Raw genomic sequence first — 17786 nt, 5'->3', positions numbered from 1 at the left:
GTACCTCCAAACAGGACATTATGCATCATAGGGGCCGAAAGAAAAAACCGCCTTCTGTCGTTCCGGCGTCATGCCACCTCCACGATTCCCAGCTGGATCAGAATGTCGTTGGCCGTTTCGGGGGTAATGTCCCCCTCCTGAAGTTTCGCAAAGGCCATGATTTTTCTCAGCGCGCCGATCATCTTGCGCATGTCGTGTGTCACGCGCCGGGCCACCAGCGCCAGGATGTCGGCGGACAACGTTGCGCCGCTTTTCTCCGCTATCCGTTCCAGAATGGCCACGCGCGCCTCGAATTCGGGCGGGCGCACATTGGCCACAATGCCTCCCGAAAAGCGGGAAATCAACCGTTGTTCAAGCATGCCGAGGCGGTCGGGGGGCTTGTCCCCCGCGATAATTATCTGGCGGTTTTGCTGTTGCAACGCGTTGAAAATGTGAAAAAATTCCTCCTGCGCCTCGACGCGTCCGCCGAGAAACTGGATATCGTCGAGTATCAGCACGTCCCAATGGCCGTAACTGGATCGAAATGCGTCCACAGCGTCGTCGCGTTGGGCTTCGGCGAGGCGCGTGGCGAAGCGGCTTGCCGACACATAGCCGATGCGCATGTCGGGATGGACTTCCGCGATGGCGTTTCCAATCGCGTTGACCAGATGGGTCTTGCCAAGTCCGACATCGCCGTAAATAAAAAAGGGATTGTATTCGCCGCCGGGCTGGCTGGCGACGGCCCGGCACAATTTCACCGTGAAGGCATTGCCTTTTCCCACCACGAAGGTCTCGAACCGGTACTCGTCCAACAGATGGTCTGAATTGAAAGCATCCAAGACTTGATCGTCGGACTCGATTCGGGCTTCGGAACGGGCGGCGAAACCGCGTCCCATGGCCGGCGCATGTTTTTGTCGCTTGAGACGTTCGGCGTCGCGCATTTCGAGATCATGCAGGGTCGTGCGGGCCACGGCGGCGGCTTCGTTGCCGCGCAACGCCTCCTGAACGGCCGCCCGTAATAGTGTTTGAATCTCGTCTTGTGTCTTGGATCCCGCGGTGTTACGACCACCCAGCGTTTCTTGCATTGCCGCCGCAACGCTTTCCCGGATCATGGCGCTCAAATCCGTTCCCTGCGCGGTTTTCGCCGGCATGGGCGAAACCGCCATGACTTCCCGAACCGCGTCGGCGACACTTTCGCGAATGGCCCAATTCAAGTCGTCCCTTGAAAGCGTCGTCGCCTTGGCGCCCTTTTGGTCCTGTTTTCCCATGTTGCCGGCCATAAGATTGGCCATGGCGTCCTGCAGGATGCCCCCCACGCTTTCCCGCACCATGGCCGTAATGTCGGAGGCCGGGGCGTCGGCGAGGTTCGGCTGGACAGGGGCTTGCGGGATGGCGGGTTTCGGCGAGACCCTTTCCGTTGCCGATTGTTGGATGAGGTCTTTCGCGACGGCATCCAGTTGGGTCATCACATCCGCGTCCGGTTCGCTTGCCTTGTCAAATTGCCGCTTGGGTCCCAAGGGGAGGCTGTGTTCGTCGAGATTCTGCCGGGCCGCGCCGTAAGTCCGTGTAAATACCGTTTGGAGGTGTTGCCAATCGCACAAGATCGGCTTGATCCGAAGATCCGGACACACTTTCTTGACTTCGTCGAGCGCGGCGGTGTCCAGCGGATTCACCATGGCGACGGTCAAAATCCGGCCCAGTTTGTCTATGGGGATTAGGTTGTGGGTCTGGCACAATTCCTTGGGCACCAGTTGGAGCACTTCCTTCGAGATATCGTAGTCGAGCAGGCTGATATGGGGAATCCGGCATTGCTTGACCAGGCACAATACCAAATCGTTCTGACTGATATAGCCCATTTCAACCAAAATTTGCCCCAAAAATCCCCCGTGTTCCCGCTGATAGGCCAAGGCCTCCTCGATTTGTGCCTGGGAAACCAGATGTTCCTCGACCAGAATGGATCCCAGCCTTTTCGGCGGCACGGCCAATGGTGTTCCATCCGCCGGAACGCGTGGCAATTCCGAAGCACCGGGCGGATCCGCCGTTTCGCCGGAAACAGTCCCGCCCGATTCCACGGGGTCCGGGGTAGTTCTGGCCGTCTGGGCGGCCCGTGAACGGAAACCTAACATCTTTCGCCGTTTTCCTCTCGCGTAAATCCTAGCACCATTTGGGTTTTACATCAACCGCCATCAAAACCGCCGGGACGGGGCGCGCCGGCGCCCGCTGGCTTGCTTGTGTGTTTGACAAGCGCGCGGCGTTGGCATAGGATACGCCTTTGGTGGGGCCAGACAGGCTCCGTGATGCGTGTGTAGCTGAGAGAGGGCTTTCGATCGTGGTTAAGAAAATCGTGCTCATCGTAGTGTTGTGTTTGATTGCCGCCGTGGTGGTGGCGGCGCTGGTGGTGGACAGCAAGTTTGGGGTGATCTGGGGATCGCCGCGCATTCCCCACGCCACGCTGGTAAAACCGGAAACGCGCGCGATGTTGTCGGTGGACGTGCCGCGCGCGAAGGATTTCATCAAGCGGCAATTCCTCAAGAACCTCCGGGTGCCCGATTCGGTCATTCCCTATGCGCTACCTTACGAGGCGGGCCTGATCGTTACGCCGGACTATGTCCTGGGCGAGATGAACATGACGCTGTTCGTGAACGATCGCCGCCTGGCGCCAGTCATTGCCGACAAGGTCAACGGTTTCAAACTGCCGGCCCCGATGGACGAGTGGTTTACCGAAAAAATGGCCGCAAAGCAGCGCGGCCTGTTGCGGCGGGACGGCACGGCGAAAATGGACAAGCTGTTCCTGGCCAAGCTGAAGACGCTGTGGAACAAGCCGGCCCCCGGCGACACGCTGAAAATCGAGGGCGGGCACACGCTTGAACTGGTGTTGGACAACCGCGACGGGAGCCTCCTCGCAATGGCTTCGGCGGTGGCGTCCGCCAAAGGTTTCGACTTGAGCACCGTATTGACGGAGGGCCGGATGGGCGTGTTCACGAACATCGGATCGATCCGGTTGCAGGGCGACATTCTTCCGGACGACTCCATCAAGCTGCTGTTGACCGTCGAATGCACGCCGGAAGCGGAGGAGGCCATGGCGAAGGTGCTGGGAATGGCGCTGGAAATGGGCTTCAACCAGCTGCAGATGATGGCCAAGATGAAAGGCATTTCCATCGAAGGCAAGGCGGCGGTGGAAGGCAAGCGGGTCAGGGGCGAATACACGCTGACAAACGTGATTGAACTCCTGAATTGACCTCGGGAACAAATGGCGCGCCCCAAACGGTTGGGGTTGCAGACGCTTGAACAGGATAAAGGAACTCGACGATGAACAAGATAACGCGAATACACGGGGCGGCGCTCGCATTCGTTTTTCTATTTGGAGCGCTTGGAGGCGTGGCATGCGGGGCATCGGACCACCCGCTGCTCGGCAAGGCCGCGCCGGCGCTGTCGCTCGATTTGATGGGCGGCGGCAAACTCGACCTTGCGGCGCTCAAGGGCAAGGTGGTCGTCATGGATTTTTGGGCGACATGGTGTCCGCCATGCCGCGCCGCCATGCCCGTCTATGTCCGGGTAACCGACAAACTGAAAGAAAAGGGCGTGGTGTTTTACGGTGTCAACCTGAAAGAAACGCCCGAACAAATCAAGACCTTCCAGGAAAAGAACAATCTGAAGTTTTCCGTGGCGCTCGACAGCCAACTCGAGGCGGCGAAATTGTATGAAGTCGAGAGCATTCCCCAACTGGTGATCGTCGGCAAGGACGGCGTAATCGAGGCTGTGCATGTCGGCATGGCGCCCGGCGCCGAGGAAACACTCACCAAGGAATTGGAAACCCTGCTGGCCGGCAAGAGCCTCGTCAAGAAAGACGAAAAAAAGTAGCGATTACGCGCGCGCGGTAAAGCGGTCGAGGAGCACCGCGGCCAGGATGACGAGGCCGAGGATTACCTGCTGGCCGAAACTTTCGACGCCGATCCAGTTCAGGCCGCTGTTGAGCACCGACACGATCAAGAGGCCGATGAAGGTGCCGGGGATGGTTCCGCGTCCGCCGCTGAGGCTCGTCCCGCCGACCACCACCGCCGCGATAACGCTCAATTCGTCGCCAAGGCCGGACTTGGGGTCGCCGCTGCCCAGCTTGGACGACGCGATCAGGCCGCCCAACACGGCCAGCATGCCGCACATCATGTAGACGACCGTCTTGATGCGTGCGACGGGCACGCCGCTCAGTCGGGCGGCTTCCTCGTTGCCGCCAATCGCGCGGACATGACGCCCGAAACGCGTCGCGTTGAGCAGAATCCCGCCCAGCACGAATACGGCGAGCATGACGAGCACACCCAGGGGAATCAAATCGAACAGGCGGTAACGGCCCAGGATCGTGTAGGCGGAGGGTAGCGGGGCGATGGGCTGGCCGCCCGCCAGAATGTATCCCAATCCGCGCAACGAACTCATGAGCGCGAGCGTCGCGATGAAGGGCGGCACATGGACGCGCGTGACCAGCAAGCCCGTCGCGCCGCCGCACAGGGTTCCCACGGCAAGCGCCGCCATCCAACCCGCGAATATCCATGGCGCGGGCGGCGCGCCCCCCCACCGGACAATCCATGCCGCGATGATGCCGCCAAAGGCAATCAACGAGCCGACGCTCAGATCGATGCCGCCCGTCAGGATGACAAAGGTCATGCCGACGGACAACACCCCGTAAACGGCCGATTGATTGAGGATGTTCACAAGACTCGCGACGGACAGGAACGGGGGGCGCTCCCGGTATTCCGCGGCGACCGCAAACACGACGCATTCGATGACGATGGCCGCCAGCAGAAAACCGTACGCGCCCAGAAAACGCCGAAAACCTCCGGTCATCCGTCTGCCTTTGCCGCGCTCAGGGCGGCCCCCGTGGCCAACTGCATGATGCGTTCCTGCGTGGCCTCGGCGCGGCTCAACTCGCCGGCCAACCGGCCCTCGTGCATGACGAGAATCCTGTCGCACATGCCGAGCACTTCGGGCAGTTCGCTCGAGATCATGAGGATGCACGCTCCCCGGCGGGCAAGGTCGTTCATGAGCTTGTAGATTTCAACCTTCGCGCCAACGTCAATCCCGCGGGTTGGCTCGTCGAATATCAGAATTTTCGATTCCGTGAAGAGCCACTTTGCGAGCACCACCTTCTGCTGGTTGCCGCCGCTGAGGTTCTGCGCGGACTGTTCGATGGACGGGGTCTTGATTTGCAGTTCCTTGACGTATTGCTCGGTGATGGCTCGCTCGCGGCGGCGGTCCACAAACAGGATGCGCACCAGCGACTTCAAGTTCGCCAAGGTCGTGTTTTCCCGGACCGTCATGCCGAGCACGAGACCCTGGCCCTTTCGGTCTTCGGTCAGCAGGCCGATGCCCTGCCGGATCGCGTCCTGCGGCGAGGCGACGGTCACCGGCTTGCCGTCGAGCGTCAGGGTTCCCGCATCGGGCGTGTCGGCGCCGAAAATCGCGCGCGCCACCTCTGTCCGCCCCGCGCCGACGAGCCCGGTGAGGCCGACGATTTCGCCCGCGCGCAGCGAGAATGACACATTGTTGAATGCGCCGTGCCGTGAAAGGCCCTCGACGCGCAACCGTTCCGCCCCCGGCGTGAAGATTTCCTTGGGAAACTCGTCCTTGAGTTCGCGTCCGACCATCATGCGGATAATGTCGTCGCGCTTGAGATCGCAGACGGCGTGCGTGCCGATGTATTGTCCGTCGCGCATAACGGTGAGGCGGTCGCCGATCTCGAAGATTTCCTCGAGGCGGTGCGAAATGTAGACAAGCCCGATATCCTGCCGGCGCAGCGTGCGAATTAGATCGAACAACGCGCGCAGTTCGTGATCGGTAAGGGTCGCGGAGGGCTCGTCCATGACGATAATCTTCGAGTTGAACGAGATGGCCTTGGCGATTTCGACCATTTGCTGCTGGGCGACGCTGCATTCGTTGACCGGTTTCCGGACGTCTATTTCGACCCGGATGCGGCCCAGCACTTCGCGCGCATCGGCATACATTTTGGACCAGTTGATGAAGGGCGTCTTGCCGATGCGCGGTTCACGGCCCAAAAAGATATTCTCGGCGACGCTTAGATACGGGCTGAGATTGAACTCCTGGTAGATCATGCTAATGCCGAGTTGTTGGGCATGATGCGGGGAGTGTATATCCACCCGCTCGCCAGACAGCCGGATTTCGCCGGAATCCATCGGCTGCGCGCCCGAAAGGATTTTCATCAGCGTGGATTTGCCCGCGCCGTTCTCGCCGACGAGGCAGTGGACCTCGCGGGGGCGCAGGTCGAACTGCACGTTGTCGAGGGCGAGCACGCCGGGAAACCGCTTGACGATATTGCGCATTTCGAGAACGAACTCACTCATTTCGACAACTCCGCTTTCAGGCTGGCCTGATCGATGATATCCACCTCGACGGGAATGACGGGCGGCACTTTCTCCCCGGCGAGATAGGCCGCGATGGCCCGAATGGCCTGTCGCCCGATTTCCTTTGGGTGCTGGACGGTGTCGGCCTTGAGCGCCGACCCTTTGAGAATGGCGTCGCGTGCTTCGGGTGTGCCGTCGTATCCGACAATGACGATGCGATTTTGGGCGCCGATGGCCTCGACGGCAGCCAGCGCGCCCAGCGCCGAGTCGTCGTTGATCGCGAAGATGCCGTCGAGATCGGGATTGGCCTGCACAAGATCCTGCGCGGCGCGGAAGGCCTTGTCGCGCTGGCCCTCGCCGGGCACCTTCTGGACGATTCGGATATCCGGATACCGTGCGATGGCCTTTTCGAATCCCGCCACGCGATCCTGGACCGACGCGACGGCGGGATGGTCAATAATCGCGACTTTACCCTTGCCGCCCATGGCCTTGGCGAGGTATTCGCCCACCAGTTCGCCGCCCATCACGTTGTCCGAGGCAATGTGCGACACCACGTCGGCGCCGTGCGCCGCAATGTCCACCGTGAACACGGGGATGCCTTTCGCGCGCGCATCCGCGATGACCGGCGCAATGCCCGCGGAATCGTTCGGCGCCACAATCAGCGCATCCACCTTCTGGATGACGAAGGTTTCGATGTGGTTATTTTGCTTGCTACTGTCGAAATCGGCGTACTGAAGAATGAGTTTGAACCCATGCTTGCGGCTTTCTTCCTGCAGCGCCGACACCATGTCCTGGTAGAAGACATGCGTCTGGGTCAGCAGCGCCGCGCCGATCGTCTTGCCGGACGATGTCGCCGGGGCGGACGTATCCGGCGGCGGATTCGGATGTCCGCAGCCGGTTGCCTGCAATACTATCGCCAACGCCGCCGCGGCCAGCGTGACCCGTCTTCCCATAAATTGTTCTCCGTTCGTATTGCTTTCCGTGTGCGCGCCGCCCTCCCGGTATGTCGGGCGAGGCGCGAACCATTGTCAAGGCTCGAATTCGTATGCGCCCATGTCGTATTCCGATCCGTCTCCGGTGGCGGCCCCGAGGCCGTCGCCGTCCAAACCGCGCGCCACGCCGAGAATGTCCGTCGAGACCGATCCCAATCCGGGAACGTCCGCAAACCGGCCGGCGTCTATGCCCGGCGAACCCGCCTGCAACGCATAGGGATCGCTGCCGGTTCCAACAAATACTGGAGCGAATTCAATATTGCCGATGCCGGAGAACCCATTCCGGATGAGGCTGTATGTCACCGTGTAGGAAGCATCGGGCACGAGCGGCAATTCGAATATGCCGGGATTCCACAGGATGCAGTTGCCGATTCGGGCGGTCGCTTCGGATTCGTTTCGGACGGCCTGCGCGGTGAAACCGACGCCGGTGTTGTTCACGATCGTGCAGTTGGTGACGACCGCCGCCGCCGCGCGATTGTGAATGCCGGCCCCGTTGCTCGCGGTGTTGTTTGCGATGACGCAGTTGGCGATGATCGGCGCCGAACCCTGGTCGTTTCCGATGGCGCCGCCGACCGCCGCCTCGTTGCCGATGAAGTACGATCGCTGGATCAGCGGCTTTGCGCCGGATCCGTTGAGTATCCCCGCGCCCAAACCGTCGCAGCGATTGCCCACAAAACGGCAATCGGCGACACGCGGCTCCGCCTCGCCGTTGTTGAACATGCCCGCGCCGCCTTGGAGCGATTCGTTGTAATAGAACGCCGAACTGGTGAACAGCGCCAGGGAAGTCTGATTGAAGACCGCGCCCCCCACGGAAGCGTAGTTGGCCTCGAAGGAGCAGTTGACAAACGAAGGCGATCCACCGGCATTGAACAGCGCGCCGCCGGAACCCGAGTCCGTCGTGGAATTCGACGCGAAAACGCAATTATCGAAGACCGAGGAACCTTCCGAATTGAACGCGGCCGCACCCCATTCCGCCGAATTGAACATGAACATGCAATTGCGGACGGTGGGCGAACCCGCCGGATTGTATAACCCGCCGCCATAATCGGCCGCATGGCCGCGCAGCAGGAGGAAACCGTCCAGGAGCGCGCCGTCGGCGCCGATAACGCACCGCCGCGTATCCTCGCCGTCAATAACGGTCAACGCGGGGTCCGTGCCCCGTTGTTCACGGACTGTCTCCGTTCCGGCAAAGCCGCCGTAGACCGCCACGCCCGGCGCGAGCGTAAGCACCGCGTCGCCCGCGTCCGTGTAGACGCCCGCGGCCACCCATACCTCGCCGATACCGTCCGAGGCCGCATCGTCCACGCCCTGTTGGAGGGTGGCGTAAGCCGTGGCCCACGACAAGCCGTCGTTCGTGCCGCCGGTGTTGCGTGCGTCCACGTGCACGGGTTTTTTGACCACGACGCAGCCGGTGCGCGCCATGGCATTCGTGCCGATCGAGGTCCTGACCGTCAACGTCACGTTGTACGTGCCCACTTCCGCGTAGACGTGCGAGGGATTCGCGATATTGCTGGTGGCGCCGTCGCCGAAATCCCACGTCCATTGCGTAATCGGAGCGCCGGCCGGCCACGAAAGATCGCTGAACACCACCGTCAATGGCGCCACGCCCTTGACCGGCGTTGCATCGAATATGGCAGCGGGAAGGCCTTGGGAGCGAATCTCGAAAGCGCCGCGGTCGGCCCGGCCGTTCTGCGGCCGCGCCACGCCGAGGCGATCCGTCGCGGGGACGCCCTGCAACGCGCCCGTGTCCATGCACGGCGAAGCATAGCCGATGCGCAGATCGCCGCCGGCCAGATTCGCGAATTTCGGATTGGCGTTGATATTGGCCACGCCCATATAGCCGCCCTGGACATCGCAGTAGGAAAACTGGGCGTCGTCTTCGAGATTGGCGATTTCCTCGGGCGCGTCGGCCCAGAAGATACTGTTGACCACGGTCGGAGCAGCCTTGTTGTTGCGCATTCCTCCGCCTGCCTGCGTTGCGACATTGCCGCCGAACGTGCAACTGTCCACGGTGGGCGTCGAGGCGCGCCCCCAATTGTACAGGCCCGCGCCCCACCCCGCCTTGTTGTTCCAGAACACGCAATTCGTAAACGTGGGCGAGGCGTTGTTGACGGACGCGCCGCCGCCGTTGCCTGACGCGTCGTTGCGACCGAAGGTGCACTGGCTCACGGCCATCGTCGAACCGAGACTTGCAAACAGGCCCGCGCCCTGCGAACCGGAGTTGCCGTTGAAAGTGCACTCCGTAATCGAGCCTTTTCCGCCGCGCAGGAAAATCGCGCCGCCGGACGATCCGGAATTCGACGCAAAATCGCTCTTTTCGATGACGGGACTCGCCGCGTCGAAGAACAACGCGCCGCCGTCGCGGCCCGCCGTGTTGCCGGTCAGCGTGCATCGCGCAAGCGACGCCGATCCGCCGTCGGACGACATCGCGCCGCCGTCGTTCGACGCTTCGTTGTTCGTGAACGTGCAATCCGCGATCGCCGGCGAGGCATTGGCGTTGGCGATGGCGGCCCCGTTATTTCGGGCCGTGTTCCCGCTGAACGCGCAGGATTCGATGGACGGCGATGAATCCAGATTCCGGATGGCGCCGCCCGAACCGGTGGCGCTGTTTCCGGTAAACGTACAGTTTTTGATTGCCACCGAGGAACCGGCGCGGGTGTAGAGGGCGCCGCCTTCGGTGGCGGAGTTGCCGGTGAAGGAACAATCAAACACTTCGCCTTCCGTGCCGCTGCTGAACACGGCACCGCCCGACGCGCCTTCGTTTTCCGTAAATGCACATCGCTCGATAGTGGGCGCGCCGCCGCTGGAAAACACCGCGCCGCCGTACCCGCCCTCGGTGGAGCGATTGCCCGTGAAAACGCAATCCTCGATGATCGGAGACGCCGAGGTGTTGAAAATCGCCCCGCCCCATTGCGCGGCGTTGTCCGTAAACGTGCAATTCGCGATCGTTGGCGACGTCTCCGAGTTGTAAATACCGCCGCCGTAGTCGGCCGCGTGTCCGCGGGTGATGGTAAAGCCATCCAGCACGGCGTCGTCGGCGCCCGTTACCCCCCGCCGCTTCTGTTCGCCGTCAATCACGGTGGGGTATTCGTTCCATTGGCGTTGATCCCGGGCGGTTTCATTGCCGGCGAATCCACCGTAAACTTGAACCTTTTCGCGCAACGTCACGACGGTGTCACCGGTTCCCGTGTAGGTTCCTCCGGCCACCCATACCTCGCCCGCCTCGGCTTCCGCCGCCTTTTCGATGGCGGGTTGTATCGTTTTGAACGCCGTTTCCCACGACATGCCGTCTTCGACGCCCGAAGCATTGCGCGCGTCCACCAATATCGCCGTGTTGACCGTCACGGCGTTGGCGACCGTCTTCGTGTCGGCGCCGAGCGACGTGGTAACGGTCAGCGTGACGGTATAAATGCCTGCCTCGGTGTACGTGTGGGTGGGATTGCGCAGGATGCTCGTGGCGCCATCGCCGAAATTCCACGCCCATGCCGTAATCGGCGCGCCGCCCGTCCAGGATTCATCCCTGAATTGCACCCGCAGGGGCTTGGCGCCGATGCCCGGTTCCACGTTGAACAGGGCCTGCGGCGGACCTGACGCCGTCACTTCGTACGCGCCGATGTCTATTCCGCCGCCCTGCGGGCGCGCCACGCCCGCAAAATCCGTCGCGGGCGCGCCTTCGCCGGTCCCGGCGTCCACGCAGGGCGAATTGGCGGAAATGCGCAGGTCGCCGCCCGCCACATCCGCAAAGATCGGATCGGCATCCATGTTGGTGTTTTCCGCGTCGGCATAGCCTCCTTCGATGTTGCTGTGGGTGACTATAACCGCGTCGCCGTCGAATGCATCACTCTCGTTGCCCCACACAATGCTGTTCGTGACCCGCGGTCCGGCGTTGAACGAATAGATGGCGCCCCGCCGCGCCTCGTTTCCGGTAATCGAACAATTCATCAGACGGGATGCGCCATACCCGTCGAACAACGCGCCGCCCGCCCCGTTCGCCGCTTTGTTGCCGTAAAACAGGCAGTTGACAGCGTTGACGGATGCGCTGGCATTGTATATTGCGCCGCCATCCAGCGCCTCGTTGTTCCGCAGGATGCAATTCGTCATTTTGACCTGGGCGCCATAATTGAACATCGCGCCGCCCTTGTAGGCGGTATTGCCCTCGAAGATGCAATTCGCGACCTGCGGCGAGACGCCGTAGTTGTACATGCCCGCGCCGTTTCCGCTGGATTCGCCCTCGATGGCGTCCGCTTTTCCGCCCGTAACGGTGAATCCGTCCAAAATGGCGCCATCGGCGCCGAGAACCACATGCCATGCCGCCTTGCCCGACCACGATTTTGACCCGTCAATGATGGTGGGATTTGCGGCGGGATTGCGCTGGGATCGATCCTTTTCCGTGCCGGCAAATCCACCGTACAGGGCGATACCCTTCGCCATGACGAGTGAACCGTTCGCCGCGCTGGCGCGGATTTCGTCGTAGGTTCCACCGGCCACCCATACCTCGCCGATGCCGTTTTCCCGCGCGGCGTCTATGCCGGATTGGATGGCATGAAACGCCGTCTTCCACGTTTTTCCGTCGCGAACGTTGCTTGGATTGTTCTTGTTGACAAAGATGGCTTTCCCGTAGGGCACGAACGGACAGCCCGTGAGGACCACCGCCAACAACCCCAACAGCACGACGATGTGTGGCTTTTTCGGACGCATTCCTATCCCCTTACCATTTTCCGGCGCAAAACTGAACGCCGTACGCCATCCAGCCAAACTTCTTCACCCTAGATATTATGAATAACCACGGGCGGCGGTCAAGAAATAATCCGCTCATTTGCGCCGCCTTCAAATGTTCTTCAAGAGACTCGCGCGCGCCTTGGCGGGATCCATCGCGGGCGTTGCGTCGAGCAACGTGCGCGTATGGGCATGCCGCGGCCGGTCGAACACGTCCCCCGCGGGGCCGATCTCGATGATTCGGCCTTCTTTCATGACCGCCACGCGGTGCGCCAAATGCCGCACAACGGCCAAATCGTGCGAAACCAGAATGAGCGCCAGCCCGCGCGCCCGAATCAGGTCCGACAACAGATTGAGAATCTGCGCCTGGACCGAAACGTCCAGCGCGGAGACCGGTTCGTCGGCAATAATCAGTCTCGGATCCAGGGCCAATGCCCGGGCAATCGCGATACGCTGGCGTTGGCCGCCGGAAAACTCGTGTGGATACTTGCGCGCAAAGCGTCCTGCGAGGCCCACTTGCTCCATCAGCCGGACGACGCGGCCGGCCGTGTCGCGGCGTGCCACGCGGCCATGCACCCGCAGCGGTTCGGCGATCGTGTCGAAAACCGTCATGCGGGGGTTCAGCGAAGAGTAGGGATCCTGGAAAATCATCTGGAGCCGCGGGCGTATCCCGTTCAAAAGACGCCGCGGTAGGCCGGCAAGATCCACGCCCTCGAACCGGATACGCCCGGCGGTCAGCGGAACAAGCCGCATGACGGCGCGCGCCAAGGTCGTTTTGCCACATCCCGATTCACCGACCAATCCCAGCACCTCGCCTTCCGCGACCGAAAGGTCCACGCCGTCCACCGCTCGGACGCACGACGCCCCTTTCGTGAAATAGACCCGGACCTCCTCGATCTCAAGCAACGGGGAGGTCATAACTCGCCTTCCTGGACGCGCAGGCAAGCGCTCGCATGGTTTTCGGCAATCGCCGCCAGAACCGGCGTCTCCTTCCGGCATTTTGCCGCCACGTGCGCGCAACGGGGGGCGAACGGACAGCCCGTGACCGGCCGTAGCGGATCGGGCGGCATGCCGGGTATCGTATACAGCGTCTTGCGCGCCGCGTCCAGCGAAGGAACCGCTTCCATCAGCGCTTGCGTATAGGGATGCCGGGGACGCCGGAACAACACGTCTACCGGCGCGGATTCGACCATGCGGCCCGCATACATGATCAATACGCGATCGCACACGCCCGCCACCACGCCGAGATTGTGGGTGATCAGCAAAACCGACAAGTTGCGCGCGCGCTGCGTCCGCGCGATGAGCGACAGAATTTGCGCCTGAACCGTCGTGTCCAGCGCCGTCGTCGGTTCGTCGGCCAGCAGCAGGACGGGGCGCAGCATCAGCGCCATGGCGATAGTCGCGCGCTGGCGCATGCCGCCGCTGAATTCATGCGGATACGAGCGCATGCGATCCGCCGCGTTCGATATCCCGACGGATTCCATCATTTCCGCGGCCCGCGCCCATGCCTCCGCGCGCGTACAACCCTCGTGAACCCGTAACGGCTCGGCGACCTGATCGCCGATGGTCTTGTACGGATTCAGCGCCGTCATCGGATCCTGAAAGACCATGGAAATGCGCCGTCCGCGGATCCGCCGCAACTCGGCGTTGCCGCAATGAAGCAGGTCAAGGCCGTCGAAGCAAGCCTCGCCCGATTCGATGCGGCCCGGAGGCATTGGAATCAGCCGCAGCAGCGCATACGCCGTGACGCTCTTGCCCGAACCCGACTCGCCAACGAGTCCGACCGTCTCTCCTTTTCCAATCCCGAACGACACGCCGTCCACCGCGCGCGCCACGCCGTTGCGCGTGTGAAAATGGACCCGCAAATCCCGGACGTCCAGCAACGATTCCATGATCATCACTCCAGGACGCCATCATAAGATCCCAACCCCGCAAATCCAAGCCGGAATTTGAACGCGTTGCAGGGCCGAAGGCGGCGTACCCGTTGCACGCGATCCATTCGCAGGCATCTCTGTGCCTACGATCGCGGATCGCCGAGCCGGATTGTGCGGCCTTCAGCGGCCGAATCGAACACGGCCTGAATCACCTGCATGTAACGGAGCCCGTCCTCGAAATCGGGATGATAGGGCCGTCCTTCCCGGATGGCGGCGATGAAATCGCGTTCAACGCGCCAGTTGGCCACGTCGTAGACGTCCTCCGGCAGAATCTCGACGCGCTCGACAGCGTTCGATTGCCGCGTGATTACAGCCGTATCCGACGCGACATGGTAGTGCAAAGTCGCGCGTGTTCCGTAAATTTCGATGGCGTCCGCGCCGCCGGCGACGACCCCGCTGAAAACATATTGCACGGGCAATCCCGATTCCATCTCGGACAGGATCATAATCTGGTCCGGAATTCGCACGGGCATGCGGCGGCCTTCGGCATCCACGCGTTCGGGAGTGAAGGTCTGCGTCCATGCATGGACCACGCGCGTCCAGCCGAACCAACGATGAATGACCTCGATGAACATGCCCAGCGTCAGTGTGTTGAGTCCGCTCAGGCGGTGATCTTTTCGCCAATTCATCGGGGCTTCTGGATCGGCATAGGCATCCGTGAAACTCTGGGCGCGGACACACCGCACCTCGCCCATCCGGCCTTCCCGTAGCCAGCGCGCCATCGTGGCGTCCATGGAAAGACCGAAAGGCACCGGACAAAGCGCCGCCACGAGTCCAGACTTCCGTGCGGCCTCGTACATCATCCGGGCTTCGGCCAAATTCATCGCCATGCGCGCCTGGCAGAACACGTGCTTGCCGGCTTCGAGCGCCGCAAGGCTTATTGGACAGTGCATGTAGGGCCATGTCCCGATGAAGACCGCGTCGAGGTCGTCGCGGGCGACCAATTCCTGCCAGGAATCGCAGACGTCCGGGATGCCGAATTCGCGCGCCGCGGCTTCGCCCGATGCACGCGTCCGGTTGGCCACGGCCACGATTTCGACGCCCTCGATGCGTTTCAGACCCGGGACATGCCGTTGCCGGCAAATACCGCCCAGTCCCACGAATCCCACACGAATGATTTTCATTTGTCCGCCTCCCTGATGGCCTTTGCGATGGCATCCACCTGATCGTACAGGTGTTGCAGCGACCCGTCATTATGGATAATCCAATCCGCACAGGGGATCTTGCGTTCGGGCGGCGTTTGCGCCCGAATGCGCCGCAGCGCCTCCCCGCGATCGAGACGACGCAATGCGACCAGCCGGTTGACTCGGTCCGTTTCGGCGCACAATACAAGAATCAAGCCCTGTAAATAATCGTCCCGGCGTCCTTGTTCCGCAAGCAGCGCCGCCTCCACCACGGCCGTGCCGTGCCCTGCCTCCGCCAACGCGGCGCACCGCCGGCCGATTTCCATGCCGACAAGGGGATGCATTATGGCATTCAGCCGTTCCAGCCGTTCAGGATGGCCGAACACCTTCTCCGCCACGCGCGCGCGATCAATACGACCACGGACAAGGATATCCCCTCCAAGGGCGTCCAATACCGCCTGTTCCGCCGCGCCCCCCGGCGCGATCAACTCATGGGCTATTTCGTCCGCATCGAGAACGGGTATGCCGTTTTCGGAAAAGCGGCGGCCCGCCTCCGACTTGCCGCACCCGATCCCTCCGGTCAATCCTATGATCCGCATGGTCTGCCGTTACCTTGTCCTGCCCGGCCCCGCCGGAATGATGATCGGAAAGTATATCACGCCCGATTCGGTCAATTGCGTCTATCCGTCGAATTTTTGTACGGTATTTCGACCCACGACACGATTCGTGGACGGTTTTTCGGTTTTGCGAAGGAGGTCGGCTATGAGTTCAACAAAGGAACATCCAGTTGAAACCAGGGAATTTCAGGCCGAGGCCCGGCAGGTACTGGACCTCATGGTACACGCCATTTATTCGAACCGGGACATCTTTCTGCGCGAGTTGATCTCGAACGCGTCGGACGCGCTCGACCGGCTGCGCTTCGAGGCCATCGCGAAGCCGGAACTCGTTCCGCCGGATACGGAACTAAAAATCGTCCTCGTCGTGGACAAGCAGGCGCGCACGTTGGCCGTCAGCGACAACGGCATCGGCATGACCCGCGACGAGGTGATCAATCTGATCGGCACCATCGCGAAATCCGGCACGAAGGACTTCGTCCGACAGATTCAGGAGGCGCGCAACGCCGCTGCGCCGGAACTGATCGGGCAATTCGGCGTCGGTTTTTATTCGGCGTTCATGGTGGCCGACAAGGTCACGCTGATTACGCGCCGCGCCGGCGAACCGGCGGCCACGAAATGGGAATCCGCCGGGGAATCCACCTACACCATCGGGGAGGCCGAACGGCCCGAACAGGGCACGACGGTCATCGTTCATCTCAGGCCGCCCGACGAGGATAACGCGCTGGCGGACTACACGCAGACATGGAAGATAAAGGAAATCGTCAAGAAATACTCCGACTTCGTCGCCTATCCGATCCGCATGGACGTCGAGCACACGGACGACAAGGGCAAGACCTCCGTCGAAACCGAAACGTTGAATTCGATGAAGGCGATCTGGCTGCGTGAGGACGGCGTAAGCGACGAGGAATACCACGAATTCTACAAGCATATCTCGCACGACTGGAACGAGCCGCTCGAAATCATCCGCGCGCGCATGGAGGGCGTGTTGCTGTACCGGCTGCTGCTGTTCATTCCATCGCGCGCGCCGTTCGATTTGTTTTTCCGCGATGCGCGCCACGGTGTGCAACTGTATGTGAAGCGGGTTTTCATCATGGACGATTGCGAGGCGTTGTTGCCCCCGTATCTGCGCTTCGTGCGCGGCGTGGTTGATTCGGAAGACCTTTCGCTGAACATTTCCCGCGAGCTGTTGCAGCAGGACAGGCAAATCGAGCGCATGCGCAAGGGCATCACGGGCAAGGTGCTCGAATCGCTGCGCGACATGCGCGAACGCAATCCGGAAAAATACCGCGCATTCTGGAAGGAATTCGGGCGCGTGCTCAAGGAGGGGCTTTTCCATGCGCCGGAGAAGCGCGGGGAACTTCTGGACCTGTGCCTGTTCGCATCCACGCATTCCGAAAGCGATCCCACAACGCTCAAGGAGTATGTCGCGCGCATGAAGGAAGGCCAAGAAGCCATCTATTACATGACCGGCGAATCGCGCAAGGCCATCGAGAATTCACCCCACCTCGAGGCGTTCCGCGCGAAGGGGTATGAAGTCCTGATACTGGACGAACCCGTTGACGAGGTCTGGACCACCGCCGTCTTCGAATACGAGGGCAAGCGCCTGCAAAACGCGGGCAAGGGCGACATCGAACTGGGCAGCGACGACGAGCGTAAACAGGAGGAATCTTCGCGAAAGGAAAAGATCGAACGGCACGCGTCGTTGCTGGAATGCCTGAAAACCAAACTGGACGAATATGTGAAGGAAGTCCGGCTGTCGTCGCGCCTGACCGAGTCGCCAGCGTGCCTTGTCGGCGAGCCGGGCGATCTGTCCCCGCAACTTGAACAATTGCTGCGCGCCGCAAACCAGCCGGTTCCGACAGTCAAGCGTATACTGGAAGTCAACGCGGATCACGCGATCCTGCGCGCGCTGCAATCCATTTACGACGCCCATCGCGAGGATCCGCGCATCGGGGACTACGCCCGGTTGCTGTACGGCGTCGCAACCCTCGCGGAAGGCGGGCAGGTTCCCGATCCGGCCGAATTCAGCAAGTGCATGGCCCGTGTCATGGTCGAGGCGATGCGGTAGCGCCGC

At 61.7% G+C, this 17786-nt stretch carries 12 protein-coding genes; 3 read left to right on the top strand and 9 right to left on the bottom strand.

Annotated features, from left to right (window positions below; translation table 11 throughout):
* Positions 1-68: 68 nt before the first annotated feature.
* Positions 69-2105: a DnaA/Hda family protein gene (locus P5540_07660; protein ID HRT64693.1), complete on the bottom strand. Its 2037-nt coding sequence runs from the start codon at positions 2103-2105 to the stop codon at positions 69-71.
* Positions 2106-2308: 203 nt separating this feature from the next.
* On the opposite strand from P5540_07660, the gene P5540_07655 reads away from it, so the two are divergent.
* Together P5540_07655 and P5540_07650 are read left to right on the top strand one after the other, a co-directional pair.
* Positions 2309-3217 (top strand): hypothetical protein, encoded by a 909-nt coding sequence (locus P5540_07655; protein HRT64692.1) that lies wholly within the window; start codon positions 2309-2311, stop codon positions 3215-3217.
* 71 nt (positions 3218-3288) lie between these two features.
* Positions 3289-3840: a TlpA disulfide reductase family protein gene (locus P5540_07650; GenBank protein HRT64691.1), complete on the top strand. Its 552-nt coding sequence runs from the start codon at positions 3289-3291 to the stop codon at positions 3838-3840.
* 3 nt (positions 3841-3843) lie between these two features.
* Here P5540_07650 and P5540_07645 read toward each other — a convergent pair whose 3' ends face one another.
* The 8 genes from P5540_07645 to coaE form a co-directional block, all read right to left on the bottom strand.
* Positions 3844-4815: an ABC transporter permease gene (locus P5540_07645; GenBank protein ID HRT64690.1), complete on the bottom strand. Its 972-nt coding sequence runs from the start codon at positions 4813-4815 to the stop codon at positions 3844-3846.
* Positions 4812-6329, bottom strand: coding sequence for a sugar ABC transporter ATP-binding protein (gene gguA, locus P5540_07640; GenBank protein HRT64689.1), 1518 nt, complete (start codon positions 6327-6329; stop codon positions 4812-4814). The genes P5540_07645 and gguA overlap by 4 nt, the downstream gene beginning before the upstream one ends.
* Positions 6326-7282 carry a substrate-binding domain-containing protein gene (locus P5540_07635; protein ID HRT64688.1) on the bottom strand — a complete coding sequence of 319 codons (957 nt, stop codon included), beginning with the start codon at positions 7280-7282 and terminating at the stop codon, positions 6326-6328. Before P5540_07635 ends, gguA begins: the two co-directional genes overlap by 4 nt.
* Before the next feature lie 75 nt (positions 7283-7357).
* Positions 7358-12019 carry a PKD domain-containing protein gene (locus P5540_07630; protein ID HRT64687.1) on the bottom strand — a complete coding sequence of 1554 codons (4662 nt, stop codon included), beginning with the start codon at positions 12017-12019 and terminating at the stop codon, positions 7358-7360.
* A 129-nt stretch (positions 12020-12148) separates the two neighbouring features.
* Positions 12149-12955: an ABC transporter ATP-binding protein gene (locus P5540_07625; protein ID HRT64686.1), complete on the bottom strand. Its 807-nt coding sequence runs from the start codon at positions 12953-12955 to the stop codon at positions 12149-12151.
* Positions 12952-13929 carry an ABC transporter ATP-binding protein gene (locus tag P5540_07620; protein ID HRT64685.1) on the bottom strand — a complete coding sequence of 326 codons (978 nt, stop codon included), beginning with the start codon at positions 13927-13929 and terminating at the stop codon, positions 12952-12954. Before P5540_07620 ends, P5540_07625 begins: the two co-directional genes overlap by 4 nt.
* Positions 13930-14054: 125 nt before the next feature.
* Positions 14055-15095 (bottom strand): Gfo/Idh/MocA family oxidoreductase, encoded by a 1041-nt coding sequence (locus P5540_07615; GenBank protein ID HRT64684.1) that lies wholly within the window; start codon positions 15093-15095, stop codon positions 14055-14057.
* On the bottom strand, positions 15092-15694 hold the full coding sequence (gene coaE / locus P5540_07610) for a dephospho-CoA kinase (GenBank protein ID HRT64683.1): 603 nt from the start codon (positions 15692-15694) through the stop codon (positions 15092-15094). The genes P5540_07615 and coaE overlap by 4 nt, the downstream gene beginning before the upstream one ends.
* Positions 15695-15857: 163 nt before the next feature.
* Here coaE and htpG point away from each other — a divergent pair, with 163 nt between their 5' ends.
* Complete coding sequence (gene htpG, locus P5540_07605; protein HRT64682.1) at positions 15858-17780, top strand: molecular chaperone HtpG; 1923 nt, start codon at positions 15858-15860, stop codon at positions 17778-17780.
* Positions 17781-17786: the final 6 nt, after the last annotated feature.

This window comes from Candidatus Hydrogenedentota bacterium, assembly GCA_035450225.1.
In the GTDB taxonomy this organism is placed as follows: Bacteria; Hydrogenedentota; Hydrogenedentia; order Hydrogenedentales; family SLHB01; genus DSVR01.
This window is presented reverse-complemented; position numbering and strand designations above follow the sequence as displayed.